The 25,729-nt window shown below is 73.3% G+C and carries 15 protein-coding genes and 1 pseudogene; 8 read left to right on the top strand and 8 right to left on the bottom strand.

Annotated elements, in window-relative coordinates; translation table 11 throughout:
* Positions 1-164: 164 nt before the first annotated feature.
* Positions 165-503: a hypothetical protein gene (locus OG906_RS12710; RefSeq protein WP_329442561.1), complete on the bottom strand. Its 339-nt coding sequence runs from the start codon at positions 501-503 to the stop codon at positions 165-167.
* 167 nt (positions 504-670) lie between these two features.
* Positions 671-2,836 carry an ATP-dependent DNA helicase UvrD2 gene (locus OG906_RS12715; protein WP_443067376.1) on the bottom strand — a complete coding sequence of 722 codons (2,166 nt, stop codon included), beginning with the start codon at positions 2,834-2,836 and terminating at the stop codon, positions 671-673.
* A 179-nt stretch (positions 2,837-3,015) separates the two neighbouring features.
* On the opposite strand from OG906_RS12715, the gene OG906_RS12720 reads away from it, so the two are divergent.
* Entirely contained in the window at positions 3,016-3,276 is a 261-nt protein-coding gene (locus OG906_RS12720; protein ID WP_267800718.1) for a mycoredoxin, read from the top strand.
* Between the two features lie 161 nt (positions 3,277-3,437).
* Here OG906_RS12720 and nudC read toward each other — a convergent pair whose 3' ends face one another.
* The 5 genes from nudC to OG906_RS12745 all read right to left on the bottom strand — a co-directional run bounded on the left by nudC (position 3,438) and on the right by OG906_RS12745 (position 13,798).
* A complete protein-coding gene (gene nudC, locus OG906_RS12725; RefSeq protein ID WP_329442566.1) occupies positions 3,438-4,373 on the bottom strand; it encodes an NAD(+) diphosphatase in 936 nt (311 codons plus the stop codon).
* A gap of 62 nt (positions 4,374-4,435) precedes the next feature.
* Positions 4,436-5,839: a dipeptidase gene (locus OG906_RS12730; protein WP_267800716.1), complete on the bottom strand. Its 1,404-nt coding sequence runs from the start codon at positions 5,837-5,839 to the stop codon at positions 4,436-4,438.
* Between the two features lie 9 nt (positions 5,840-5,848).
* Positions 5,849-9,610 (bottom strand): UvrD-helicase domain-containing protein, encoded by a 3,762-nt coding sequence (locus tag OG906_RS12735; RefSeq protein WP_329442568.1) that lies wholly within the window; start codon positions 9,608-9,610, stop codon positions 5,849-5,851.
* Between the two features lie 66 nt (positions 9,611-9,676).
* Complete coding sequence (locus OG906_RS12740) at positions 9,677-13,156, bottom strand: ATP-dependent helicase (RefSeq protein WP_443067456.1); 3,480 nt, start codon at positions 13,154-13,156, stop codon at positions 9,677-9,679.
* Between the two features lie 294 nt (positions 13,157-13,450).
* Positions 13,451-13,798 (bottom strand): MGMT family protein, encoded by a 348-nt coding sequence (locus OG906_RS12745; RefSeq protein WP_324289507.1) that lies wholly within the window; start codon positions 13,796-13,798, stop codon positions 13,451-13,453.
* Positions 13,799-13,917: 119 nt separating this feature from the next.
* Between OG906_RS12745 and OG906_RS12750 the strand changes: the two genes are divergently transcribed.
* Complete coding sequence (locus OG906_RS12750; RefSeq protein ID WP_329442570.1) at positions 13,918-16,854, top strand: lysylphosphatidylglycerol synthase transmembrane domain-containing protein; 2,937 nt, start codon at positions 13,918-13,920, stop codon at positions 16,852-16,854.
* Between the two features lie 27 nt (positions 16,855-16,881).
* Here OG906_RS12750 and OG906_RS12755 read toward each other — a convergent pair whose 3' ends face one another.
* The gene (locus OG906_RS12755) at positions 16,882-17,619 is read right to left on the bottom strand and encodes a YwiC-like family protein (protein WP_329442572.1); all 738 of its coding nucleotides are present in this window, start codon (positions 17,617-17,619) and stop codon (positions 16,882-16,884) included.
* 318 nt (positions 17,620-17,937) lie between these two features.
* On the opposite strand from OG906_RS12755, the gene OG906_RS12760 reads away from it, so the two are divergent.
* The 6 genes and pseudogenes from OG906_RS12760 (at position 17,938) to OG906_RS12785 (ending at position 25,723) form a co-directional block, all read left to right on the top strand.
* A complete protein-coding gene (locus OG906_RS12760) occupies positions 17,938-21,603 on the top strand; it encodes a nitrate reductase subunit alpha (RefSeq protein ID WP_329442574.1) in 3,666 nt (1,221 codons plus the stop codon).
* Positions 21,604-21,608: 5 nt separating this feature from the next.
* Positions 21,609-23,141: a nitrate reductase subunit beta gene (gene narH / locus OG906_RS12765; RefSeq protein ID WP_329442576.1), complete on the top strand. Its 1,533-nt coding sequence runs from the start codon at positions 21,609-21,611 to the stop codon at positions 23,139-23,141.
* 11 nt (positions 23,142-23,152) lie between these two features.
* Entirely contained in the window at positions 23,153-23,848 is a 696-nt protein-coding gene (narJ, locus tag OG906_RS12770; RefSeq protein WP_329448011.1) for a nitrate reductase molybdenum cofactor assembly chaperone, read from the top strand.
* A complete protein-coding gene (narI, locus tag OG906_RS12775; RefSeq protein WP_329442578.1) occupies positions 23,848-24,573 on the top strand; it encodes a respiratory nitrate reductase subunit gamma in 726 nt (241 codons plus the stop codon). Before narJ ends, narI begins: the two co-directional genes overlap by 1 nt.
* A 125-nt stretch (positions 24,574-24,698) precedes the next feature.
* A pseudogene (locus OG906_RS12780) lies at positions 24,699-25,025 on the top strand (radical SAM protein); the annotation flags it as partial.
* Positions 25,026-25,153: 128 nt separating this feature from the next.
* Positions 25,154-25,723 carry a hypothetical protein gene (locus tag OG906_RS12785; protein ID WP_329448219.1) on the top strand — a complete coding sequence of 190 codons (570 nt, stop codon included), beginning with the start codon at positions 25,154-25,156 and terminating at the stop codon, positions 25,721-25,723.
* Positions 25,724-25,729 lie beyond the last annotated feature (6 nt).

Raw genomic sequence — 25,729 nt, forward strand, 5'->3', positions numbered from 1 at the left:
GGTTGACTAGTCGGTCCGGCCGGGGTCGGCCGGGGGTCGGCTGGTACCTGTTCTTGCCAGTCCCGAGGCCCCTTCGCTCCGCAGTCCCCGTTCGGGGACAAACAGAAGGGCCGCGGATCCCGGGTGGGGTTCCGCGGCCCTGAAGGCGCCGGTCTGATCGTCGATCAGACTGGATCACTCCAGGGTTCGAGCCCGCGGAAGGCCCACATCAGGTGGTGCTGCTGCTTCGTCTGCTTCGTCTTGGCTCCGGCACCGGCCGCGGCTGCAAAGCCATAGGCGCCATGCGCCTGGGCTTCCGCAGCCATTACTGCCACCGGTGCCGGGGTCGGTCGCTCATTACGGACGCTCGGCCGCAGCGTGGAGGCCGCGAGCAGGGCAGGGGTCTCCGAGGAACGCGTGGAGACACCTGCGGCGAGAATCGGAAGGAGCGAGGAGACACCGAGCGGGCAGGAAGCGGCGACCGAGCGATCGGTCATTTTGGTGATGGTCATGAAGCTGGTCACAGGTCTCGCCTCCTCTCGGCGTCTCGGGGACGGGGCCCGGGGGCCCGTCCCATGCGTATTCGGATAAGTACAGCACGGATCCGGGGCTTCGAAGAAGCCACCGTTTCCGTTGCTAAGAACCTATGGGGATTCGCCGGGCATGTGCAAACTATTTTTCCGACGAGTTTCTACGCGTCGTCAGGATCTCCGGCGCCGGGCTCCTGGCCTGCGCAGATGGCCAGGACGTCGACTCCGTACCGCTCAAGCTTGCGGCCACCGACGCCGGAGATCATCGAGAGCTCTCCCGCCTCGGACGGCGCGGCCTCCGCGATCGCCATCAGCGTCTTGTCCGTGAAGACGCAGTAGCCGGGCAGGCCCTGCTGCTTCGACTGGATCGCGCGCCACTCGCGCAGCCGCTCGTACAGCCCCTCGTCCATGTCCGACGGGCAGTCCTCGCAGCGCATCAGTTTGAGCTCGCCGGCCTCGGTCAGGGTCTTGCCGCAGACCCGGCACAGCACCGGACCGCGGGGGCCGCGCTTGCGGGGGGCGCGCTCGGCCGCTCCGCCGTTCCTGCTTCCCGGGACGGCGGAGCCCGGCCGCAGGCCGTTCAGGAAGCGGCTGGGGCGCCGGGAGGCCCTGCCGCCCGGAGCCCGGGAGAGCGCCCAGGAGAGGGTCAGGTGCAGCCGCGCCCGGGTGACGCCGACATAGAGCAGCCGGCGCTCCTCCTCGACCTGTTCGTCGGTCTTCGCATAGGTGATCGGCATCATGCCGTCGGTGAGCCCCACGAGGAACACCGCGTCCCACTCCAGGCCCTTGGCGGCGTGCAGCGAGGCGAGGGTGACGCCCTGGACGGTGGGGGCGTGCTGGGCGGCCTTGCGTTCGTCCAGTTCCACCGTGAGTTCGGCCAGGCCGGCGGCCGGGCGGGAGCGGGCGAAGTCCTCGGCGAGCCGGACGAGCGCGGCCACGGATTCCCACTGGTCGCGCACGGCCCCGGATCCGGCGGGCGGCTCGGCCGTCCAGCCGGTGGAGCTGAGTACGGCCCGGACCTGGGACCCGAGCTCGACGACGTCGTCCAGGAGGGGATCGTTGCCGCCGGAGCGGGCGGCCCCGCGCAGGGCGAGGATCGCCTTCTGGACCTCGGCGCGCTCGAAGAACCGCTCGGCTCCGCGCAGCTGGTAGGGCACTCCGGCGTCGGCGAGGGCCTGTTCGTAGACCTCGGACTGGGCGTTGATCCGGTAGAGCACGGCGATCTCGCCCGCCGGGACGCCCGCCGCGACGAGGTCCCGGACCCGCCCGGCGACGCCCTCGGCCTCGGCGGGCTCGTCCGGGTACTCGGCGTGGACCGGGTCGGGGCCGGCCTCGCGCTGGGAGATCAGCTCCAGGCGGTGTTCGGCGGCGCGGCCCTTGGCCTGGTTCAGCAGGCCGTTGGCGAGGTGCACCACCTGGGGGGTGGAACGGTAGTCGCGGACCAGCTTGACGAGGGTGGCCTGCGGGTACTTGGTGCGGAAGTTCAGCAGGTGGTCGGGGGTGGCGCCGGTGAAGGAGTAGATCGTCTGGCTGGCGTCGCCGACCACGCAGAGGTTGTCGCGCTCGCCGAGCCAGAGGTCGAGCAGGCGCTGCTGGAGCGGGCTGACGTCCTGGTACTCGTCGACGACGAAGTGCTGGTACTGGCTGCGGATCTGCTCCGCGATGTCGTAGCGGTCCTGGAGGATCCCGACGGTGAGGAGCAGCACGTCCTCGAAGTCGATCATGTTCCGGTCGCGCTTGAGTTGCTCGTACGTCCCGTAGATCTGGGCGATCTCGGCCGTGTCGCGGGGGGCCTCGCGGCCCGCCTTGAGGACGGCCGCCGGGTAGTCGGCGGGGACGGTCTGGGTGACCTTGGCCCATTCGATCTCGGCCGTGACGTCGCGCAGCTCGCCCCGGTCGAGGCGGACGCGACAGCGGGAGCCGGCCTCGGCCACGAACTGGATCTTGCGTTCCAGCAGTCGGGGGACGTCCCCGCCGACAGCCTTCGGCCAGAAGTACTGGAGCTGGCGCAGGGCGGCGGAGTGGAAGGTCCGGGCCTGGACCCCGCCCGCTCCGAGGGTCCGCAGCCGGCCCCGCATCTCGCCGGCGGCGCGGTTGGTGAAGGTGACGGCGAGCACGCTGGCGGGCATCAGTTGGCCGGACCGGACCCCGTAGGCGATGCGGTGGGTGATCGCGCGGGTCTTGCCCGTGCCCGCTCCGGCCAGCACGCACACCGGTCCGCGCAGCGTCGTCGCGACCTCGCGCTGCTCCGGGTCGAGACCCTGGAGCACCGCGTCGGCCGAGTCGGCTTCGGCCGGGAAGGATGAGGAGTGCGTTGCTGCTGTCACCCCGCCATGCTGCCAGGTCTCCAGGGGCGGACGGGAAACCTGTCCACAGGCAGCCCGCTCCGGTCGCACTTGTGCCGGGAGGGTTCCGCCTTGTGCCGGGAGGGCTCCGCGGGAATGGCGGGACGGTGTCGGGCGTTCGAGTACTCGGACCACCGCGACCCCACGAAGGAGACCGCAGCATGCAGGACACGGGCACCGTCACGATGTACAGCACGACCTGGTGCGGCTACTGCACCCGGCTGAAGAAGCAGCTGGACCGCGAAGGCATCGCGTACGACGAGATCAACATCGAGCACGACCCCGCGTCCGCAGCGTTCGTGGAGAAGGCGAACGGCGGTAACCAGACGGTTCCCACCGTCCTCGTGAAGTCGGCCGCCGGCAACGAGTCCGTCATGACGAACCCGAGCCTCGCCCAGGTCAAGCAGGCTCTCGCCGTCTGACCGTCGCGGCACCGCCCGACACACGGACCGCCGGAACACGGACGTCCGGTGCCGGACGGGTCGACGTGGCGAACGTCACGCGCGTACGAGAGAGGCCCCCGCCGAGGCGGGGGCCTTCTGTCGTGACGGACGTCACGGGCGCGGGGCCCGCGCGACCCGTCTCAGCCGGCGGGGCGCGGCAGCGGCTGCCCGTACCAGAGTTCGACCAGGCGGGCCGCGATGGAGACGCCGGCGGGCGGGAGCACCTCGCCGGCCTCGATCGCCGCGCGGAGGTCCTCGCGGGAGAACCAGCGGGCCTCCTGGATCTCCTCCCCGTCCACCGTGATCTCCGAGGTGACGGCGCGGGCGGTGAAGCCGAGCATCAGGCTGTACGGGAACGGCCAGGGCTGGCTGGCGACGTAGTCGACCTCGCCGACCTTGACGCCGGCCTCCTCCCAGACCTCGCGGATCACCGACTGCTCGATGGACTCGCCCGGCTCCACGAACCCGGCGAGCGTCGAGAAGCGGCCCTCGGGCCAGTGCACCTGCCGGCCCAGCAGCGCGCGGTCGTGCTCGTCGGTGACGAGCATGATCACGGCCGGGTCGGTGCGCGGGTAGTGCTCGGCGCCGCAGCCCGGGCAGCGGCGGATGTGTCCGGCGGCGGCGACCACCGTGCGCTCGCCGCAGCGGGAGCAGAAGCGGTGCATGCGCTGCCAGTTCTCCAGTGCCACCGCGTGCACCATCAGCCCGGCGTCGCGCGGGTTCAGCAGCAGGCCCGCCTCGCGGAGGCCGGCCGGGCGGGCCGACTGGTCCATGCGGCCCGGCAGGGAGTCCTTCTGCAGCGCGAAGTACCGTACGCCGTCCTCGTCCGAGCCCAGGAAGTAGCGGTGGGTCTCGGTGACCGGGGCCTCGAAGGCCGGGGTCATCACGATGCCGGTGGCGCCGTCGGGGGTGTCGTCGATCAGGACCTGGCCACCGGAGACGACGAAGACGCGGGTCGTCGGGTGGCTCCAGGCGGCGGCGAGCCAGGCCTCGTCGAGGCGGTGGTGCGCGGCGCGGTCGATCCCGCTGGGCGCGGCGAGCGTGATGGGGCGCTCGGGCTCGGTGTGGGTGCTCATCAGGTACTTCCAACTCCCCCGGTGGTGGGACAGGCAGGCTGGGTGGGACGGCGGTGGGTGCGTCAGGCGGGCTTCCAGTGGGCGGCCAGGTCGCCCCACAGGTACGCGGCGGTCTCGACGCCCTTGAGGAGCAGGTCGAGTTCGACCTTCTCGTTCGGCGAGTGCCAGCCGTCGGAGGGGACCGAGATGCCGAGGAACAGGACGGGTGCGTCCAGGACGTCCTGGAGGTCGGCGGCCGGCCCGGAGCCGCCCTCGCGGGTGAAGCGGATCTTCTGGCCGAAGGCGCGGCCCATGGCGCGTACGACGGATTGCAGCGCCGGGTGGTCGAGCGGGGTGAGGCAGGGCCGGGTGGGGGCGCCGAAGACGATGGAGTGCCGGATCCCGGCCGGGACGCGCTCGGCGACCCAGGTCGTGACGGCTTCCTCGACCTCGTACGGGTCCTGCCCGGAGACCAGTCGGAACGACAGCTTCAGGTGTGCGGAGGACGGCACGATCGTCTTGCCGCCGGGGCCCTGGTAGCCGCCGCCGATGCCGTTGACCTCGGCGGTCGGGCGGGCCCAGACGCGCTCCAGGGTGGTGTGGCCCTTCTCCCCCGAGGCGGCGTGCGACTTGGCCGTGCGCAGCCACTCGGCCTCGTCGAAGGGCAGTTCGGCGATCAGTGCGCGCTCGGCGTCGGTGAGTTCGACGATGTTGTCGTAGAAGCCCGGGATGGTGACCCGTTCGTCGGCGTCGTGCAGGGCGGCGACGAGGCGGGCGGCGACGGTCGCGGGGTTGGGCACCGCGCCACCGAACGCTCCGGAGTGGATGTCCTGGTCGGGGCCGTGGAGGTCGATCTCGCAGTCCGCGACGCCGCGCATGCCGGTGCACACGGTGGGGGTGGTCTCGGACCACATGCCGGTGTCGGAGACGATCACGACGTCGGCGGCGAGGCGTTCGGCTTCGCGCTCGACGAGGGCGCGGAAGTTCGGGGAGCCGGACTCCTCCTCGCCCTCGACGAGGAGCTTGAGGTGCACGGCGGGGGCGTCGGCGCCGGTGGCCGCGAGGTGGGCCCGGACGCCGAGGGTGTGGAAGAGGACCTGGCCCTTGTCGTCGGCGGCGCCGCGCCCGTACATCCGGCCGTCCTTGATCACCGGCTCGAACGGGTCGGTGTGCCAGCCGTCGGCGAGGGCGGCGGGCTGCACGTCGTGGTGCCCGTAGACGAGGACGGTGGGGGCGGCCGGGTCGGCGGCGGGCCACTCGGCGTACACGGCGGGGGCGCCGGCGGTCTCCAGGATCTCGGCGACCGGGAAGCCGGTGGCCTTGAGCTGCGCGGCGAGCCATTCGGCGCTGCGTCGTACGTCACCCGCGTGCTCGGGCTGCGCCGAGACGGAAGGGATGCGCAGCCAGTCGGCGAGGTCGTCGAGGAAGGCCGCGCGGTGGGTGTCGATGTACGTGCGGACGACGCTGTCCGCCTGGGGGTCGCTCATGCCACGAGCCTAGCCGTCCGTGTGATGGTCACTTTCCGTGTCCGTTTTGCCTTGGAGGATCCGCTCAATGCCGGCGCGGTCGGGCAGGGCGCGGGGGCGGATCACGCGGCCGCTGCGGACGTGCAGGAAGGCGGCGTCGACCCGTTCGAGCGGGGTGCCGGTGGCCTCCGCCCAGGCCAGTCGGTAGACGGCGAGCTGGAGGGGGTCGGCCTCGGTGGTGCGGCCCGTCTTCCAGTCGACGATCTCGTAGTCGTACGGGCCCTCGTGGTGGCGGTACACGGCGTCGATCCGGCCTCGGACGACCCGGCCGGCGAGCGTGAGCTGGACCGGGGCCTCCATCCGGTGGGGGGTCCGGTCGGCGTAGGCGCTGCGCTCGAAGGCGGCCTTGAGGGAGTCGAGGTCCGCCTCGTCGGCGATGTCCTGGTCGGAACCGGGCAGTTCCCCGGCCGGGTCGAGGACGTCGAGGAGCGGGAGGGGCAGTTCCTCGAAGCGGGACTCGACCCAGGCGTGGAAACGGGTGCCCTGCCGGGCGGCGGGCTGCGGGGGCTTGGGCATGGGGCGGGCGAGGTCGCGGACGAAGCCCTGCTCGTCGGAGGCGAGGCGCAGCAGGTCCGAGGCGGACAGGGCGGAGGGCAGCACGACGTCGCGCACGGCGGCGCGGGAGCGGCGCAGCTCGCCTTCGAGGGCGTCGAGGTCGCGGTCCCAGGAGGCGATGGCGCGGGCCTCCTCGGGGGTGAGGGGGTCTGCGCCGCGCCGCGCGGGTGTGCCGGGGCGGGCGGCGCCGGCGGTGGGTTGGGCCGGGACCCGGGCGCCGGGCGCCGCCCAGGGGTCCTCGTACGGGTCCTCGTACGGGTCCTCGTACGGATCCTCGTGCGCGGCCGGGGCCGGGGCGGCGGGGGTGGGGGCGGGCAGGGCTTCGCCCGGGGCCCAGAGGTCCTCGTCGGGCGGGGGCGCGGGGGTCGGGGTCCGCCCGGTGTCCTGGGCGGGGACGCGGGCCCGGGGTCCGGCCGCGCCGGGGGTCGCGTCCGCCGCCCGGGGGGACCGGGGGTCCGTGTCGGGCGCGTCCGGCCGGCCTTCCGCGGCCGGGCCGGACTCGGACCACGGGTCGGGGTCCGGGTGGGGGTCCGTGTCCGTGTCCGTGTCCGGCCAGGGTTCCGCGTCGTGCGCCGGGTCCTCGCAGTCGGGTGGCCACAGGTAGGGCTCCCCGGGCGCCCCGGGCTCTTCCGGCTCTTCGTGCGGCGCCGGGGTCGCGGGCGTCGCGAGGTGGGCCTCCACCAGCGCGGCCGCGCGGCGGCGCAGGCGCAGCGAGGTCGGGTCCAGGGGCAGGGGCCAGGAGTGGTCCGGGGCGCCGGCCTCGGACAGGACCGGGTTCTCGGCGCCGGGCTCGGGCTCCGGAGCCCAGGCCTCGATCTCGCCGTGCCCGGCCTCGCAGTGGGTCCGGAGCGCGGAGAGGAACGCCGAAGGGCCGCGCGGCTTCTTCTGGCTCGGACCCCACCAGTGGCCGGAGGCCAGCAGGAGGGAGCGCGGGCGGGTGAAGGTCACGTATCCGAGGCGGAGTTCCTCGACGGCCTTGTGTTCCTTCAGGGCGGCCTTGAAGGACTTGAGCCCCGCCGAGGTCCACGCCGGGTCCCCCGGCAGGGTGGAGGCGTCGCCGCGCAGCGCGTACGGCAGGACCTTGGCGTACGAGGTCCAGGCCTCCGGCGGCTTCTCCTTCGGGAAGGCGCCCGCGCACAGGTCGGGGACCACCACCACGTCCCACTCCAGGCCCTTGGACTTGTGGGCGGTGAGCACCTTGACGGTGTTCTCCCCGCCGGGGAGCGCGTGGTCGAGGCCCTTCTCGTACTGGGCGGCGGTCCGCAGGAAGGCCAGGAACGCGAGCAGCGAGGCCTCCCCGTCGAGGGCGGCGAACCCGGCGGCCACGTCCATGAAGTTCGACAGGGTCTCGCGCCGGCGCGCGGCGAGGGCGTGCGGGGAGGCGGAGAGTTCCACGTCGAGGCCGGTCGTGGCCAGTACCCGGTGCAGGACGTCCATCAGCGGGTCGGCGAGCGAGCGCCGCAGGTCGCGCAGCTCGCGGGCGAGGTGCGCGAAGCGGACGCGGGCGTCCGCCGAGAAGGGCAGGTCGTCGGCGGCGGAGGCCCCGGACCCGTCGAGGAAGGTCTCCAGCGCGTCGGCGAGCGAGACGACCTCCGCCGGGTCGACTCCCTCGACGGCCGCCGCGAGGCGTCCGTCGGGATCGTCCGTGCCCGCCGGGGTCCGTCCGATCAGTTGCCGTGCCCGGCGCCCGAGCAGCGCCAGGTCGCGGGCGCCGATGCGCCAGCGCGGGCCGATCAGCAGCCGGACGAGGGCGGCGTTGGCCCCCGGGTCCTGGAGCACCTCGCAGACCGAGACCAGGTCGGCGACCTCCGGCAGGTGCAGCAGGCCGGACAGGCCGACCACCTCGACGGGGACGTCGCGGGCCACCAGGACCGCCTGGATCCGGGCGAAGTCACCGGCCGAGCGGCACAGCACGGCGATCTCGCCGGGCTCGGTCCCCGTCCGCACCAGGTGGGCGACGGAGTCCCCGAGCCACTCCAGCTCCTCGGCGTGGGTGGGCAGCAGGGCGCACCGCACGGATCCGTCCCGTTCGGCGCCGGGCGCCGGACGCAGCGCCTCGACGCCCTCGTGCATGGCGCGCAGCGGCGCGGCCAGTTCGTTGGCCAGGTCGAGCAGGCGGCCGCCGCTGCGGCGGTTCTCGCCGAGCGAGAAGCGGGTGGCGGGGCGGCGGTCGGCGTGCGGGAAGTGCTCGGGGAAGTCGTCCAGGTTGGCCACGGAGGCGCCGCGCCAGCCGTAGATCGCCTGGCAGGGGTCGCCGACGGCGGTGACGGCGTGGCCGGTGCCGCCGCCGAACAGCCCGGACAGCAGCAGCCGCTGCGCGACGGAGGTGTCCTGGTACTCGTCGAGCAGGACGACCTTGAACTCCTCGCGCAGCAGGGCCCCCACCTCGGGTCGGGTGGTGGCGAGCTGCGCGGAGAGCGCGATCTGGTCGCTGAAGTCGATCAGGTCGCGGGAGCGTTTGGCGACGCGGTAGCGGGCGACGAGCTCCAGCAGTTCCAGCCGGCCGCGGCCCGCCTCGGGGACCTTGCGCAGGTCGTCGTTGGTGAGCCGGGCGTCCGCGAGCACGTCGAGCAGCCCGGTGTCGTACGCGCGGAGCTCCTCGGGGGTCACGAGGTGTTCGGAGAGCTCCGCATCGAGCGCGAGCAGGTCACTGACCAGGTCGGGGATGGACTTGGTGAGCGACGGGTACGGGCCGGGCGCCTCGCGCAGCACGCGCGCGGCGAGCTGGAAGCGGGTGGCGTCGGCGAGCAGTCGGGCGCTGGGCTCCAGCCCAATGCGCAGACCGTGGTCCTTGAGGAGTTGACCGGCGAAGGCGTGGTACGTGGAGATGCGGGGCTCGCCCCCGGCCGCGTCGGGGTCGGCCGGGGAGGGGTCCGGGTCGCTGATGCCGGCCCGCGCGAGGGCCTTGCGCACGCGCTCGGCGAGCTCGCCGGCGGCCTTGTTGGTGAAGGTCAGGCCGAGGACCTCCTGGGGTGCGACGGCGCCGGTGCCGACCAGCCAGACGACGCGGGCCGCCATGACGGTCGTCTTGCCGGAGCCGGCGCCCGCGACGATGACCTGGGGCGCGGGCGGGGCGGTGACGCAGGCCATCTGTTCGGGCGTGAACGGGATCCCGAGGAGCTCCTTGAGCTGCTCGGGATCGCTGATCACCGCCGGGACGGTCGGGCGCGCGGACACGTGAAAAGGCTAGCCGCCGGGACCGACACTCCCCACCGCCGTCTCGACGAGCGGGCGGGGTCCGGCTCATTCCACGGTCTGGCGGCCCTCGGGGAGGGCGCTGCACGAGCTGCGGAAGGAGCAGCGTTTGCAGTGCTCGCCGGCGGCGGGCGTGAACCGCTCGTCCAGTACCCGGCCGGCGGCGTTGGCCAGCAGGTCGCCCACCCACTCGCCTTCGAGGGGCTGCTGCGCCTGCACCTTGGGGACCTCGTCGCCGCCGTCCTTCCTGGGGGCGCCCTGGCGCAGCTGGACGAGTTCGGCGCCGCCGGGGTCGGGGCGCACACCGTCGAAGGCCTCGTCGACGGCGCCCTCGCGCACGGCGAGCTGGTAGACGGCGAGCTGGGGGTGGCGCGCGACCTCGTCCTTGGTGGGAGCGGCCTTGCCGGTCTTGAAGTCCACGACGTAGGCGCGTCCCTGCGGGTCGGCCTCGACGCGGTCCATGGAGCCGCGGATCCGTACGGCGAACTCCCCCGCCTCCAGCGTGACGTCGAAGTCGTGCTCGGTGGCGACGGCCTCCCGGCCGCCCCGGTCGGTGGTGTGCCAGCGCAGGAAGCGTTCCAGGGCGGCGCGGGCGTTCTCCTTCTCCTGGCGGGACTTCCAGGGGGCGTCGAAGGCGAGGGCGTCCCAGACGGAGTCGAGGCGCTCCATGAGGACGGCGAGGTCGGCGGGCGTGCGGCCCGAGGCGACCTCGTCGGCGAGGACGTGGACGACGTTGCCGAAGCCCTGGGCGGCGGTGGAGGGGGCGTCGGCCTTCACCTCGCGGCCCAGGAACCACTGGAGGGAGCAGGTGTTGGCGAGCTGGTCCAGGGCCGATCCGGACAGGGCCACGGGGCGGTCCCGGTCGCGGAGCGGGACGCTGCTGCGGGTCGGTTCGTACAGTCCCCACCAGCGTTGCGGGTGCGCGGCGGGGACCAGGGGGCGGTCCTCGTCGTCGGTGAGCACGGCGAGGCGGGCGAGCCGGCGGGCCGCGGCGTCGCGCAGCGCCTCGGAGGCCTCGGGGTCGACGGTGGTGGCGCGCAGTTCCGCGACGAGCGCCGGGACGGCCAGGGGGCGTCGGGGGCGTCCGGTGACGTCCTTCGGGGGGACGCCGAGTTCGGTGAGGAGGCGGGAGGGCTGGTCGCCGTCCTCGGCGGGGGCCTTGACGGCGGTGACGACGAGGCGTTCGCGGGCGCGGGTCGCGGCCACGTAGAACAGCCGCCGCTCCTCGGCGAGGAGGGCGCCGGGGGTGAGCGGTTCGGCGAGGCCGTCGCGGCCGATCCGGTCGGCTTCCAGGAGGGAGCCGCGCCGGCGCAGGTCGGGCCAGAGCCCCTCCTGGACGCCGGCGACGACGACGAGACCCCATTCGAGGCCCTTCGACCGGTGGGCGGTCATCAGTCGGACGGCGTCGCGGCGGGTCGCGCGGGTGGTGAGGGTGTCGGCGGCGATGTCCTCGGCTTCGAGCTGTTCGAGGAAGTTGAGGGCGCCGCGGCCTCCGGTGCGGTCCTCGGCGCGGGCGGCGGTGTCGAAGAGCGCGCAGACGGCGTCGAGGTCCCGGTCGGCGTTGCGGCCGCCGGCGCCGCCGCGACGGGCGCCGCGCTCCAGGCGCTGCGGCCAGGGCGTGCCGTCCCACAGGGTCCACAGGGCCTCTTCGGCGGTACCGCCGCCCTGGAGCAGTTCGCGCGTCTTGCGCAGGAGCAGGCCGAGGCGCTGCGCGCCGCGGGCGTGGGCGGGGTCGTGGGCGACGAGCCGCTCGGGTTCGGCGAGGGCGCGGGCCAGCAGGACGTCGGAGGGCGCGGGCACCTTGACGCCCGCGGCCCGTTCCTCGTCGCGCAGGGCGCGGCCGAGGCGGCGCAGGTCGGCGGCGTCCATCCCGCCGAGCGGGGACCCGAGCAGGGCGATGGCGGCCTCGACCCCGACCCATCCGTGGTCGGCGTTGTCTGCCCCGTCCCGGGCCCGGTCCCCGGGGGGCGCGCAGGCGGGGTCGCCCGGCGCGGGGTCGCCCGGCGCGGGGGGGTCCGTGTCGACTTCGGCGCGCGCATCGACTTCGGCTCCGGCGTCGGCGCCCGCGTCCGCTTCGGCTCGGGCTTCGGCTTCGGCTTCGGCTTCGGCGTCGGACGGTCCTTCGGGGCGCTCGGCGTCGGGGCCCGCACCGTCCGGGTCGGCGGGGTCCGCGTCCGCCGGCGGGCGGGCGGCGGCCGTGGCGGTGATGCGCAGGGCCGTGAGCAGGGGGGCGACGGCGGGTTCGTGGCGCAGGGGGGTGTCCGTGCCGTCCGTCTCGGCGGGCACGCCGGCCGAGACGAGGGCGCGGCGCATCGCGGGGAGGGTACGGCCGCCCGCGCGGACCAGGACGGCCATGTCCTGCCACGGCACGCCGTCCTCCAGGTGGGCCCGGCGCAGGATGTCCGCGATGTTGTCCAGTTCCGCCCCGGCGGTGGGGTACGTGTACACCTCCACCCGGCCGCCCTCCCGCGTGGCGCGCAGGTCGCGGTGGGCGCGTACCGCCGCCGAGGGCAGCCGCGGGACGGGCATCCGGGTGGTGAGGAGGCGGGTCGCGGCGAGCAGCGCCGAGGAGGAGCGCCGGCCGACCGTGAGGGCCCGGACCCGTGCGCCGGGGAAGGAGGTCTCGAAGTCCAGGATGTTGTTGATGTCGGCGCCGCGGAACGCGTAGATCGACTGGTCCGGGTCGCCGAAGGCGATCAGTGTGCCGCCGGGTCCGGACAGGGCGCGCAGCAGTCGCAGCTGGGAGGCGTCCGTGTCCTGGTACTCGTCGACGAGGATCACGTCGTGGGACGAGGCCAGGGACGGGGTGCGTTCGGCCAGCAGGACGGCGCGGTGGAGCAGTTCCGCGTAGTCGAGGGTGCCCTGCATGTCGAGGACGTCCAGGTACTCGGAGAGGAACGCGGCGGCCGCCTTCCAGTCCGGGCGGCCGATGCGGTCGGCGAAGTCGGACAGGGCCCCGGGGCCCAGGCCCAGTTCGCGGGCGCGGGCCAGGACGGCGCGGACCTCGTCGGCGAACCCGCGCGTGGTCAGGGCGGCGCGCAGGTCGTCGGGCCAGCGGATGGAGCGGATCCGGCGCTGGCCCTCCAGCAGGGTGCGGACCATGACGTCCTGCTCCGGCCCGGACAGCAGCCGCAGCGGGTCGGCGAACAGGTCGGTGTCCTGGTGGGCGCGGACCAGGCCGTAGCAGTAGGAGTGGAAGGTGGTGGCCTGCGGAGCCCGCGCGCCGCCCAGGCGCAGGGCGGCCCGGTCGCGGAGTTCGACGGCGGCCTTGCGGCTGAAGGTGAGGATCAGGATGCGGGAGGGGTCCGTGCCGGCCTCGACCCGGGCGGCGGCCGCCTCGATCAGGGTGGTGGTCTTCCCGGTGCCGGGTCCGGCCAGGACCAGCAGTGGTCCGGTGGTGTGGTCAACCACCGCCCGTTGCGCTGCGTCCAAGACAGGGGGAGCCACCCGTTCCGGCCCGGTGCGCACCAGGCGGTACGCGTCAGGAGTCCGCGTACGCCGCTCCGAGCGGTCGGAAGGAGAGGTGATCACGTGGTGTGCCGGTCCTGGTGGGTCTTCCGTCACTGCGGTTGCTGCGACGACTGCGGTTGCCTCGGTGGCCTCGCCGACCGCGTTCCCGACCGTCGTGCCGGGCGTCGCTTCGGTGGCGACTGCGGCGGGGGCGGCGAGGGCGGCGGCGACGGCCGAAGGGGCCACGCTACGCCACCCGCACCGGCTCCCGCAGTCTCCCCGGGCGGCTCCCGGCGTCGCCTCGGGGGGTCCTCGTGTCGTCCCCCGTACGAGCCTTCGACCGCCCGCCCCGGCTCCGCGTGCCGGAAGCTGTCAGATGTGACCCTCGTCGCCTTCGCCCGGCCCCTGCCGCCCGTCCCAGCGTGCCCGGCGCATCGCCAGCCGGGGCTCGCCGCCGGCCGTGTCGCGCAGGGGAGTGCCCTCGGCGCGGTAGTGCTCCAGGGCCCGGTGCTCGCTCCCGGGCAGGGGTCGGCCGTCGGCCCTGACCACGCGCCACCAGGGCACGGCTCCCCCGTACAGGGCCATGACACGCCCGACTTGGCGTGGTCCGCCCGTGCCGATCCACTCCGCGACGTCGCCGTACGTCATCACCCGGCCGGGCGGAATCCGCTCGGCCGCCTCCAGCACCCGCTCCGCGTACTCGGGAAGCTCTTCGCTCATTCGGAACATGGTGCCGCACGTCACCGACACCACGACGGAAGGTTTCCTTCCGCACCGGCGCGCACCCTGCTGCCCTGCACGGCAGCCGGTCCGTGCCACCATCTTGCGGGCGGTGACTGGTGATACGTGATCAAGAAGAGACGGATGTGACGGCGAAGGAGCAGGGTGTGAGCCCTCCGGACGGCGCGACGGCGGATGACGGCGCGCGCCCAGACGCGCACCCGGACGCGCCCCGCGAGATGCCCGACGACAGGTCCGACGTGCCGGACGAGAAGTCCGGCGGCAAGGCCGACGACCGGGCCGACGACCGGCCCGCCGACGGTCCCGGGGACGCCTCCCGCGACCCTGCGGACGACCACTCGGACGAGGGTCCCCGCGACGAGCGGGACGCGGGCCGTCGTGGCGCCCACCACGGCCTCGACCCCGACCACGGGCGGGTGGACGACTTCGACCACCCGGAGCGGCCGCACGGTCACGCCCCCACCGCCGCCGACCAGGTCGAGGTGGACGAACCGCTGCTCGCGGCCCGCGTGCACCGCCCGTCCGACCTGGTGCGCCTGCTGGTCGGCATCCTCGGCATCGCCGTGGTCCTCGCCATCGCCGCCTTCGCCCACGGCACCACCGCGGGCCTCGAAGAGGACATCAGCAACGGCACCGGCCAGGCACCCGACCTGTTGATCAAGGTCGCGGGTCTGGTGTCGAGCATCGCGGTGCTCCTGGTGCCCGTCGCCTTCGCGATCGAGCGGCTCATCAAGCGCGACGGCCTGCGCATCGCCGACGGCGTCCTCGCGGCCGTCCTCGCGCACGGCGTCACGCTCGCCACCGACCTGTGGGTCTCCCAGGCCGCCTCCGCCACCATCCAGGACTCCCTGACCCTGCCGACGGGTACCGCCGGCGCCCTGACCGACCCGGTGCACGGCTACCTCGCGCCGGTCATCGCCTACATGACGGCCGTCGGCATGACGCGCCGGCCGCGCTGGCGGGTCGCCCTGTGGGTGGTGCTGCTGCTCGACGCCTTCGCCATGCTGGTCAGCGGGTACACCACTCCCCTCTCGATCATCCTGACCGTCCTCATCGGCTGGACCGTCGCCTACGGGACCCTGTACGCCGTCGGCTCCCCGAACGTCCGCCCCACCGGGCAGAACCTCCTCGCCGGTCTGCGCCGGGTCGGCTTCCAGCCGGTGAGCGCGATGCGCGCCGAGGCGCCGGACGGCCCGGAGGCCTCCGAGGTGAGCGACCGGGGCCGTCGGTACCACGTGACGCTGGAGAAGGGGCCGCCCCTCGACGTCACGGTCGTCGACCGCGAGCAGCAGGCCCAGGGCTTCTTCTACCGGGTCTGGCGCCGGCTCACGCTGCGCGGCATCACCACCCGGCGCAGCCTCCAGTCGCTGCGTCAGGCACTGGAACAGGAGGCCCTCCTCGCGTACGCCGCCATCGCGGCCGGGGCGAACGCGCCCAAGCTGATCGCGACCTCCGAGCTGGGTCCGGACGCCGTGATGCTCGTGTACGAGCACCTGGGCGGCCGCACGCTCGACTCCCTGGCCGACGGGGAGATCACCGACGAGCTGACGCGCAACGCGTGGGAGCAGGTCAGGGCCCTCCAGTCGCGGCGCATCGCGCACCGGCGGCTCACCGGTGACGCCCTCGTGGTGGATCGTTCCGGCAAGGTCATCCTCACGGACCTGCGCGGCGGCGAGATCGCGGCCGGTGACCTGGTGCTGCGCATGGACGTCGCCCAGTTGCTGACCACCCTCGGCCTGCGGGTCGGCGCGGAGCGGTCGGTGGCCTCGGCGGTGTCCGTGCTCGGTCCCGACGTGGTCGCGGACTGCCTGCCGCTGCTCCAACCGATCGCGCTGAGCCGCTCCACCCGGGCGACGCTGCGCAAGCTCGCCCGGGAGCGGGCCGACCGGGAACGGGAGGCCGTACTGGAGTCCTCGCGGGCCGCGAAGGCGGCGCGCGAGGCGAACGCCTCGGCTCCCGCCGAGGCCACGGCCGCCGACCGCAAGGCCGAGAAGCGGGCCCTGGACGACGCGCTCGACGAGGCCCGCGAGGAGGATCTGCTGAGCCAGATCCGCCGACAGGTGCTGCTGCTGCGCCCCCAGGCCCCGGTGGAGCCGGCCCGCCTGGAGCGGATCAGGCCGCGCACCCTCGTGTCGTTCATCGCGGGTGCCTTCGGCGCGTACTTCCTGCTGACACAGCTGGCCCACGTGGACTTCGGGACGATCATCGCGGAGGCCCAGTGGGGCTGGGTGGGGGCGGCGCTGGCCTTCTCCGCCCTGAGTTACCTCGCGGCGGCGATGAGCCTGTTGGGCTTCGTGCCGGAGCGGGTCTCCTTCCTGCGGACGGTACTGGCGCAGGTCGCCGGGTCCTTCGTGAAGCTCGTCGCCCCGGCGGCGGTGGGCGGTGTCGCCCTGAACACGCGGTTCCTCCAGCGGTCGGGCATCCGGCCGGGACTCGCGGTGGCGAGCGTGGGCGCGTCCCAGTTGTTCGGGCTCGCGAGCCACGTCCTGCTGCTGCTGTCCTTCGGCTATCTGACCGGCACCGAGAAGACCACGGAGATGACCCCGTCCCGGACGGTCATCGCGGGTCTGCTGACGGTGGCGGTGCTGGTGCTGGTGGTGACGGCGGTCCCGTTCATGCGGAAGTTCGTGGCGACCCGGCTGCGGGCGCTGTTCGCGGGCGTGGTGCCGCGCATGCTGGACGTCCTCCAGCGGCCGAAGAAGCTGGTGACGGGCATCGGCGGCATGCTGCTGCTGACGGGCTGCTTCGTGATGTGTCTGGACGCCTCGATCCGGGCGTTCGGCGGCGGCCAGGCCATCAGCTACGCCAGCATCGCGGTCGTGTTCCTCGCGGGCAACGCGCTCGGTTCGGCGGCGCCGACCCCGGGCGGCATCGGGGCGGTGGAGACCACCCTGACGCTGGGTCTGATCGCGGCGGGGCTGGATCGCGAGATCGCCTTCTCGTCGGTGCTGCTGTTCCGGCTGATGACGTTCTGGCTGCCGGTGCTGCCGGGGTGGATCTCGTTCAACTTCCTGACCCGCAAGGAAGCGATCTAGGCCGGGGTCCCCGGGGGGCGGTAGGGCTCAGAAGACGAGCAGCAGCGTGAGCAGCAGGGCCGCGGAGCCGGCGATCTCGACGGCGCCGACCACCGGGACCTTCACGCCGCGCCCCGGCAGCGCGACGGCGCGGGCCAGGTAGCCCGCGAAGGGCAGGGCCAGCCAGGGTGACAGCAGGGTCGCCGCGACGATGGCCACCGCGTGGTAGGCGGCCGATGCGCGGCGGTACCCGGCGGAGCGGCGCTCCCGGATCATCGTCTTGACGTAGGGGACCGTGCCCCAGAAGTAGAGCAGGCAGGCCGCCGCCGGCGCCCACGGCAGCCCGGCCCCGCCCAGCCGTCCGGCGACCGGCAGCATCCCGCACGCCGGGACCACCGCCGCCAGGCCGTTGGGGAGCGCCCGCTCCCGGTTCACGCGGGCGTACAGGGTGTTCACCGCGACGAAGGGGCCGCAGGCGGCGGCCGCGAGCAGCAGCCAGGGGTGCCGGACCGCGAGCGGGATCCCGAGGACCAGGAACACCGCGGCGAAGACCAGCCCCGGGCGGACGTGGCATCGGGCCGCCGCCGGTCGGCGCGAGGCGCGCCGCAGCCGGAGCCGGAGCCACTGTTGGCCGTGGAAGAGCGCGACGTACCCGGCGGACCAGGCGGCGAGGAGCACCGCGTGCGCCGGCCCGGGGTGCGGGGCGAGGAAGGTGCCGGCCAGGAAGGGGACCGTGAGCATCGCCCACGCGCCGTGTTGGTCCGGCAGCCACCGACTTCTCGCCACCGCTCTCCCCTTGTCCGGGTGTTCCGTCGCGTGAGGTTCCGCTGTTCCTCGCGTGAGGTTCCGCCGCCGCGTGAGATGCGGCCGTCGCGTGAGATGCGGCCGTCGCGTGAGATGCCGCCGTCGCGTCGGGTGAGGTGCCGCCCGTTCGCGGAGGTCGGGCTCCTTCCAGCGTGCGCCCTCTCGGCCCGCGAAAGACCGGAAGTTGGTCACCCACCCACGGGACCTTTGTCACCGGGTTGGCCGCGGCGCCGGGCGTAGCGTCGTCATGGGTCCTTTCGTCCGGACCGCACCTCACCCTCTCCGGCCTGGAGGATCGCCTTGTTCAAGCGTCAGGGACATCAGGACGCCGCCGATTCACTGCTCAGGGCGGCCAGTTTCTTCACCCGCGCCGAAGTGTCGGACGACCTGCGCACGGTCCACCGGACGGGCGGGCGGGCCGCCGAGGCGTTCTACCGCGACCGGTGGAGCCACGACAAGGTCGTCCACTCCACGCACGGCGTGAACTGCACCGGTTCCTGCCGGTGGAAGGTGTACGTCAAGGACGGGATCATCACCTGGGAGACCCAGGCCACGGACTACCCCTCGGTGGGTCCCGACCGTCCGGAGTACGAGCCCCGCGGTTGTCCGCGCGGCGCCTCCTTCTCCTGGTACTCGTACTCCCCCACCCGGGTCCGTCATCCCTACGTGCGCGGCGCCCTGTTGGAGATGTACCGCGAGGCGAAGGGCCGGCTCGGCGACCCGGTGGCGGCCTGGGCCGACATCCAGGCGGATCCCGAGCGCCGCCGCGCCTACCAGAGGGCGCGGGGCAAGGGCGGTCTGGTGCGGGCGACTTGGGAGGAGGCGACGGAGCTGGTCGCCGCCGCGCACGTGCACACGATCAAGGAGCACGGCCCGGACCGGGTGGCCGGTTTCTCGCCGATCCCGGCGATGTCGATGGCCTCGCACGCGGCCGGGGCACGGTTCCACTCGCTCATCGGCGCGCCGATGTTGAGCTTCTACGACTGGTACGCCGATCTTCCCGTGGCCTCTCCGCAGGTGTTCGGCGACCAGACGGACGTCCCCGAGTCGGGCGACTGGTGGGACGCCGCGTACCTGATGATGTGGGGCTCGAACGTGCCGGTCACCCGGACCCCCGACGCGCACTGGATGGCCGAGGCCCGCTACCGGGGGCAGAAGGTCGTCACGGTTTCCCCGGACTTCGCGGACAACACCAAGTTCGCGGACGAGTGGATGCACCCGCACCCCGGGACGGACGGCGCGCTGGCCCTGGCGATGGGCCATGTGATCCTCAAGGAGTTCTTCGTGGAGAAGGAGACCCCCTTCTTCACGGACTACGTGCGCAAGTACACCGATCTGCCGTTCCTGGTGTCGTTGCGCGAGACGGAGAACGGCCTGGTCCCGGGCAAGTTCGTGACGGCGGCCGATCTGGGCCGGGACACCGGGAACGCGCGGTGGAAGACCGTCCTGGTCGATGACGTGACCGGCGAGCCGGTGGTCCCGAACGGGACCCTCGGTCACCGCTGGGGCGACGGCGAGCGACCCGACTGGAACCTGGACCTCGGTGACACGGTGCCCCGGCTCAGCCTGATCGGGGAGAGCGAGGGCGAGAGCGCCGAGATCACCCTGCCCCGCTTCGAGGAGGACGAGCGCGGCGGCACGGTCCGCCGGGGCGTGCCCGTGCGCCGGCTCGGCGACCGGCTCGTCACCACGGTCTTCGACCTGATGCTGGCGCAGTACGGGGTGGCCCGCGAGGGGCTCCCCGGCGCGTGGCCGTCCTCGTACGAGGACGCCTCGCAGCCCGGCACTCCCGGCTGGCAGGAGTCGCTGACCTCGGTGCCCGCGGCCCAGGCGGCGCGCGTGGCACGGGAGTTCGCGCGGACGGCGGAGTCCTCCGAGGGCCGGTGCATGATCCTGATGGGCGCCGGCACGAACCACTGGTTCCATTCCGAGACCATCTACCGGGCCTTCCTCGCCCTGCTCACGCTCACCGGCTGCCAGGGGCGCAACGGCGGCGGTTGGGGCCACTACGTCGGGCAGGAGAAGTGCCGTCCGGTGACCGGCTGGGCCACGCTGGCCGCCGCCTCCGACTGGTCGCGTCCGCCGCGCCAGATGATCGGCGCGGCCTGGTTCTACCTGCACACCGACCAGTGGCGCTACGACACCCTCCCGGCGGAGGCGCTGGCCTCGCCGCTGGCCTCCGGTGCCTTCGACGGGATGACCGGCTCGGACTGCCTTGCGGCCAGCGCCCGGATGGGTTGGATGCCCTCCTACCCGACCTTCGACCGCAACCCGCTGGACCTCGCCGAGGCCGAGGACCCGGTCGCCGAGACGGTCCGGCAGTTGCGCGACGGCGAGCTGGGCTTCGCCGGCGAGGACCCGGACGCGCCGCGCAACTGGCCGCGCGTGCTCAACGTGTGGCGGGCGAACCTGCTCGGCTCCAGCTCCAAGGGAAACGAGTACTTCCTCAAGCACCTCCTCGGCACCCACTCCAACCTCCCCGACGACGGGCCGCGTTGTACGCCGAAGGACGTGACGTACCGGGAGGAGGACGTCGAGGGCAAGCTCGACCTGCTCATGAGCATGGACTTCCGAATGACGTCCACCACCCTGTTGTCGGACGTGGTGCTCCCGGCGGCCACCTGGTACGAGAAGCACGACCTGTCCTCCACGGACATGCACCCCTTCCTGCACGCCTTCACCCCGGCCGTGGACCCGCCCTGGCAGGCCCGGTCCGACTACGACGCGTTCCTCGCGATCGCCCGCCGGTTCGGCGAGCTGGCCGGCACGCACCTCGGGGTCCGCAAGGACCTGGTGGCGACCGCCCTGCAACACGACACCGCGGGGGGTGAGATGGCCCAGCCCGGCGGGGTCGCCCTGGACTGGTCGAAGGGCGAGTGCGAGCCGGTGCCCGGCCGCACCATGTACGACCTGACCGTGGTCGAGCGGGACTACGGGGCGGTCGGCGAGAAGTTCGCCGCGCTCGGCCCACTGGTCGACTCCCTCGGTGTCACCACGAAGGCGATCACCTACGACGTGGCCGAGGAGGTCACCTACCTCGGCGAGAAGAACGGCCTGGTCAGAGGTGGGGTCGCGGACGGCCGTCCGCGTCTGGACACCGCTCGGCGCGCCTGTGAGGCGATCCTCTCGCTGTCCGGCACCTCCAACGGCCGGCTCGCCACCCAGGGCTTCGAGACCCTGGAGAGGAAGGTCGGCACGCGCATGGCGCACCTGGCGGCCGAGGCGGAGGGCAAGCGGATCACCTTCGCGGACACCCAGGCCCGGCCGGTTCCGGTGATCACCTCGCCCGAGTGGTCGGGCTCGGAGGCCGGCGGACGCCGGTACACCGCGTTCACCGTGAACACCGAGCACCTCAAGCCCTGGCACACCCTCACCGGCCGGCAGCACTTCTTCCTCGACCACGACTGGCTGCACGAGGTCGGGGAGTCGCTGCCCGTCTACAAGCCGCCGCTGAACATGCACACCCTGTACGGGGAGCCGGAGCTCGGCACGGTCGACGAGAAGGCGAAGTCGGTGGCCGTGCGGTACCTGACCCCGCACAACAAGTGGGCCATCCACAGCCAGTACCAGGACAACCTGTACATGATGACGCTCGGTCGCGGCGGCCAGACGGTGTGGATGTCCCCGCAGGACGCGGACGCGATCGGGGTCGCGGACAACGACTGGATCGAGGCGGTCAACCGCAACGGCGTGGTCACCGCCCGCGCGATCGTCTCCCACAAGATGCCGCCCGGCACGGTCTACATGAACCACGCGCAGGAGCGCACGGTCGGCGTCCCCAGGACGGAGAAGACGGGCCGCCGCGGCGGCATCCACAACTCCCTGACCCGGGTGATGCTCAAGCCCACCCATCTCATCGGCGGCTACGCCCAGTTGACCTGGGCGTTCAACTACCTCGGGCCGACCGGCAACCAGCGCGACGAGGTCACGGTCATCCGCCGCCGCGACCAGAAGGTGGAGTTCTGATCCCCATGCGCGTCATGGCACAAGTGGCAATGGTGATGAACCTCGACAAGTGCATCGGCTGTCACACCTGCTCGGTCACCTGCAAGCAGGCGTGGACCAACCGGCAGGGCACCGAGTACGTCTGGTTCAACAACGTCGAGACCCTCCCCGGCCAGGGCTATCCGCGCCGCTGGGAGGACCAGGAGAAGTGGAAGGGCGGCTGGGAGCGCACCCGCTCCGGCCGGCTCCGCCTCAAGGCGGGCGGCCGTCTCGCGAAGCTCGGCAAGGTCTTCGCCAACCCGGACCTGCCGGGGATCGACGACTACTACCAGCCCTGGACCTACGAGTACAAGAACCTCACCGAGGCGCCCGCCGGCGACGACCTGCCCACCGCCCGGCCCGTCTCGCAGATCACCGGCGAGCCCATGGACACCATCGCGTGGGGGCCGAACTGGGACGACAACCTGGGCGGCGCCCCCACCCACGCGCCGAGGGACCCGATCGTCGAGAAGATCCGCGACGAGGTCGGCGAGAAGATCCGCTTCGAGTTCGAGCAGAGCTTCATGTTCTACCTCCCCCGGATCTGCGAGCACTGCCTGAACCCGGCGTGCGTCTCCTCCTGTCCGTCGGGCGCGATGTACAAGCGCGAGGAGGACGGCATCGTCCTCGTCGACCAGGACGGCTGCCGCGGCTGGCGGATGTGCGTGACCGGCTGCCCGTACAAGAAGGTGTACTTCAACCACCGGACCGGCAAGGCCGAGAAGTGCACGTTCTGCTTCCCCCGGATCGAGATCGGCATGCCGACGGTCTGCTCGGAGACCTGCGTCGGCCGGATGCGCTACCTCGGCGTGATGCTCTATGACGCCGACAAGGTCGCCGAGGCCGCCTCGGTCGAGGACGAGCACGACCTGTACCCCGCGCAGGTGGACTGCTTCCTCGACCCGGACGACCCCGCCGTGATCACGGCCGCCCGCGCCGCCGGCATCACCGACGAATGGCTCGACGCGGCCCGCCGGTCCCCGGTGTACGACCTGATCGCGACCTACCAGGTGGCCCTGCCCCTGCACCCGGAGTACCGGACGATGCCGATGGTCTGGTACGTCCCGCCGCTCTCCCCGGTCGTCGAGGCCGTCGCGGCGACGGGCAGCGACGGCGAGGACGCGGGCAACCTGTTCGGCGCCATCGACGCGATGCGCATCCCCGTCGAGTACCTCGCCGCGATCCTCACCGCGGGCGACACCGTGCCGGTGGAGGCCGTCCTGCGCCGGATGGCCGCCCTGCGCTCCCACATGCGGCGGATCAACCTCGGGGAACCCCGGGAGGAGTCGATCGCGGAGGCGGTCGGGCTGACCGGCCGGGAGATGGAGGACCTGTTCCGGCTGCTGGCCGTCGCCAAGCAGGAGGACCGGTTCGTGGTCCCCAGCGCCGCCCGCGCCGAGGCCGACGCGCTCGCCGCGTCCCACCCCACCGCCCCCGTCGACCGGGACTGCCCGGTCGCGGAGCACCCTTCCGAGCCCCGCGTGATGCTCAACCTCGGACCCACCAGGAGGAGTTCGTGACCGGACGACGGATGAGCGGCGACGCCCTGGTACGACTGGTCGCGAGCCGCGTCCTGCGCTACCCCGGCGACCACTTCCACGAGGAGCTGCCCCGCCTGCGCGCGGCCCTCTGCGGAGCGCCCGCCGAACCGGCCGCGCTGCTCGGCGCGTTCCTCGACGACGCCGAGGCGCGGACCCCGATCGACCTGTGCGCCCGCTACACCTCCACCTTCGACACCCGCAACCGGCGCTGCCTCCACCTGACCTGGTGGGTGGACGGCGACACCCGCCGGCGGGGGTTGTCGCTGGTGCGGCTGAAGCGCATCTACCGGGACTTCGGGCTGGAGTTCGCGGACGAGGAACTGCCCGACTTCCTGCCGGCGGCCCTGGAGTTCGCGGCGCGCCGCGAGGAAGCCGGCGCCGAGCTGCTCCAGGAGCACCGGGCCGGGCTGGAACTGCTGCGGCTCGCGCTCGCCGAGTCCGACTCCCCGTACGCCCCGGTCCTCGTCGCCGTCTGCGCGACGCTGCCCGGCCCCTCGCCCGAGACCCGGGCGCAGGCGAAGGCCCTGGCGAGGAACGGGCCGCCGCGGGAGCTGGTCGGCGCGGGCTCGGCGCTCGAACCGTTCGGGCCGGGCATCGACATGCCCGCGGACCTGCCCACCGACCTGCCGACGGCCACCCCGACCGACCTTCCCTGGCCCACGACACCCGAGAGGCGGAGCGCCTGATGGACCTCCTCCTGTGGGGCGTGCTCCCGTACGTCTCGCTCACGCTGCTCGTCGCGGGCACGTTCTGGCGGGCCCGGTTCGACGCCTTCGGCCGGACCTCCCACTCCTCCCAGTCGCACGAGTCGCGACTGCTGCGGATCGGTTCGCCGCTCTTCCACTTCGGCATGCTGTTCGTGGTCCTGGGGCACGTGGTCGGCCTGCTGATCCCGATGGGCTGGACCGACGCGGTCGGTCTCGACGACCACGCCTACCACCTGATGGCCATCGGGACCGGCACGGTCGCGGGCATCGCGGCGGCCGTCGGCATCGCCCTCCTCGTGTACCGGCGCCTCACGGTCACCGCGGTCCGCCGGTCGACGGTGCGCGGCGACCACCTGATGTACACCGTGCTGCTCGGCGCGATGGTCCTCGGGCTGACGGCCACGATCCTCAACTCGACGGGCATGACGGACGACTACAACTACCGGACGGGGATCTCGGTCTGGTTCCGCAGCCTGTTCACCCTCCAGCCGGACGTGCACGTCATGGCGGGCGCCCCCCTGGCCTTCAAGCTGCACATCGTCTTCGGCTTCGCGCTCTTCGCGCTGATCCCCTACTCCCGGCTGGTGCACATGTTCTCGGCGCCGCTGAGGTACGTCGTGCGCCCGTACGTGGTCTACCGCAGGCGGGATCCGGAGCCGACCGTCGACCGTCCGGCCAAGCGCGGTTGGAAGCGGGTGTCGTGACCGCCCGTCGCGTGCGCACGGTGGTCCGCCGGCCCCGCCACGCGGTGGCGGAACGTCCCTTCATCGTCATCTGGGAGGCGACCCGGGCCTGCCCGCCGGCCTGCCTGCACTGCCGCGCCGAGGCGGTGACCGCCCGCCACCCGGACGAGCTCGACGGGGCCGACGCCCGCCGGCTGATGGACGCGATCGCCGGGTTCGGCCGGCCGGGCCCGCTGTTCGTGATCACCGGCGGGGACCCCTTCCAGCGCGCCGACCTCACCGACCTGGTGGCGTACGGGACGTCGCTCGGCCTGCGCGTGGCGGTCTCCCCGTCCGGTACGCCGACACTGACGCGGGAGAACCTCGTGGCGGTGCGCGACGCGGGGGCGGTGGCGCTGTCCCTGTCCCTGGACGGTTCCACGGCGGAGCGGCACGACGCCTTCCGCGGCGTGGACGGGGTGTTCGACTGGACGCTGGACGGCTGGCGGACCGCCCGCGCGCTCGGGCTGCGGGTGCAGATCAACACGACGGTGACCCGGGAGAGCCTCCCGCGGGGCGCGGCGAACGGCTGGAGCCGCTCACCGCGCGGGAGGTGGAGGACGTGCTGCACTTCCTCCACGACTGCGGCACGGCGCCGGCCACCAAGACCACCGAGGGCCATCACTTCCGGCGGGTCGCACTGCAATGCCGCATCCTCGACGCGCACGGGGAACGGCCGCGGTTGGGCCCCCTGTACGGGCGGCTCATGGCCCGCGCCGCGGAACTGGGGCTCTTCCGGGGCGAACGGCGGACGGCACGGCGCCCGCCCATGGATGTCTCCTCGGGCCGCGGCTTCGTCTTCGTCTCGCACACCGGCGAGGTCCATCCGAGCGGCTTCCCGCCGGTCTCGGCGGGCAACGTGCACGGCCGTCCGCTGACGGAGATCTACCGGGACTCGGCGCTGTTCACGGCCCTGCGCGACCCCTCCTTGCTGCGCGGGAGGTGCGGGGCCTGCGAGTTCAAGGCGGTGTGCGGGGGCTCGCGGTCGCGGGCGTACGGGTTCACCGGGGACGTGCTGGAGTCGGACCCGTACTGCGCCTACGAGCCGGGCAGCTTCCCGTACCGGGACGAGCTGCGGAGTCTGACCGAAAGCACGAGGTGCCGGCCCCCCGGCGCCCCCTACGGTGCGTAAGGGGGA

Origin of the sequence: Streptomyces sp. NBC_01426 (assembly GCF_036231985.1) — a bacterium.
Taxonomy (GTDB): Bacteria; Actinomycetota; Actinomycetes; order Streptomycetales; family Streptomycetaceae; genus Streptomyces.

Bases quoted from the DNA above. Each gene is read 5' to 3' on its own strand.
- OG906_RS12720 (WP_267800718.1), top strand. From the start codon at position 3,016: ATGCAGGACACGGGCACCGTCACGATGTACAGCACGACCTGGTGCGGC.
- nudC (WP_329442566.1), bottom strand. From the start codon at position 4,373: ATGAGCACCCACACCGAGCCCGAGCGCCCCATCACGCTCGCCGCGCCC.
- OG906_RS12730 (WP_267800716.1), bottom strand. From the start codon at position 5,839: ATGAGCGACCCCCAGGCGGACAGCGTCGTCCGCACGTACATCGACACC.
- OG906_RS12745 (WP_324289507.1), bottom strand. From the start codon at position 13,798: ATGAGCGAAGAGCTTCCCGAGTACGCGGAGCGGGTGCTGGAGGCGGCC.
- narH (WP_329442576.1), top strand. From the start codon at position 21,609: ATGCGCGTCATGGCACAAGTGGCAATGGTGATGAACCTCGACAAGTGC.
- narJ (WP_329448011.1), top strand. From the start codon at position 23,153: ATGAGCGGCGACGCCCTGGTACGACTGGTCGCGAGCCGCGTCCTGCGC.
- narI (WP_329442578.1), top strand. From the start codon at position 23,848: ATGGACCTCCTCCTGTGGGGCGTGCTCCCGTACGTCTCGCTCACGCTG.